Origin of the sequence: Pseudonocardia oroxyli, from assembly GCF_900102195.1 — a bacterium.
GTDB lineage: Bacteria > Actinomycetota > Actinomycetes > Mycobacteriales > Pseudonocardiaceae > Pseudonocardia > Pseudonocardia oroxyli.
Genome location: NZ_FNBE01000053.1, coordinates 1 through 1,031, shown reverse-complemented (window position 1 = coordinate 1,031; position 1,031 = coordinate 1). Strand labels below are relative to the sequence as shown.

Here is a 1,031-nt window from a genome sequence, read left to right as displayed (position 1 = left end):
CGCAGCCCAGGCGCACGACAATCCGCTGACGGCGCCCGGACACACACTCCGCGATCTGCACCGCTCTCGCGCCCGAGCCCGTCCGGACCCGCCTGTGGCAGCCGCAGCTCAAACCAAGCCCTGTTTACCGTCGCCATGGTTCAGCCTCGTCGACATCGACGCCCGGGCCTATCCCGCTCGCAGGCGTCGAGGGCAAGACAGGACCTGAAGCACGCCGCTGCCGGGTAGGACCACACTTCGAAGCTCCTGGTCAGGCGAGTTGATCTAGCCGATCGGCCGCCTAGCAGGAGCTTCAGCCACTCGAGGTCATGCCGCACCGGCCCCGGCCTGCCCGTCCAGCAGGTTGGCAATGGCTCACTGGGCATCATCCGAACCGCAGGGTGGCCCTCCGACTGCCCACGACACGAGCCTGCCGCGGGCAGCCGGAGGTCCACCCCCATACACCGTCCGGTGTGTCACTTGGTTGCCCACAGGCCGTCAACCCGCAGCGACCCGGAGCCGTACAGCTCAGCCCCGTGGAGGTGCTCGCCGTACACGACGGAGTACTCGATACGGAGGTAGTACAAGGTCGGGTAGAGCGCGGCGAACCGCTCCGCCACGACGGCGTAAGCCTGCTTGCGCTGCTCCGTCGAGCTCGCAGCTCGACCAGCGTCGAGTGCCTTGTCGATCTCCGGATCGCTGATTCCGACAGTATTGTTAGGGCTGCCGCTGTGCAGGGCGTCAAACAGCGCCGGTTCGGGGTCGGTGAACGAGATTCCCCTGTTCACCGCTTGGAAATCGAACCGGGACACCGCGGCGGTAGCGGTCGGCGTGTCGAGCACCTTCACCTGTACGTTGACGTTCTTGAACTTGTTGAGCTCAGTCTGAATTGCCTGAGCGACTCTAATGTTCTGCGTGACTTGATAGGCAGTGATGGTGAACGATACGGGTTTGCCTTCGGCCGCGAGCTCGTCGAAGAGCTGCTGCGCGCGTTGCTGATCGTAGGACGGAGCGACAGGCGCGTCGGAGTAGAACGGCGAATCCTTGACAAA

Annotated in this window: 1 protein-coding gene; it reads right to left on the bottom strand. The window is 64.5% G+C overall.

Annotated features, from left to right (window positions below):
- Positions 1–455 precede the first annotated feature (455 nt).
- Positions 456–1,031, bottom strand: a 576-nt coding sequence (locus tag BLS43_RS29190; RefSeq protein WP_218130070.1) for an ABC transporter substrate-binding protein, incomplete at its 5' end; no start/stop codon positions are given.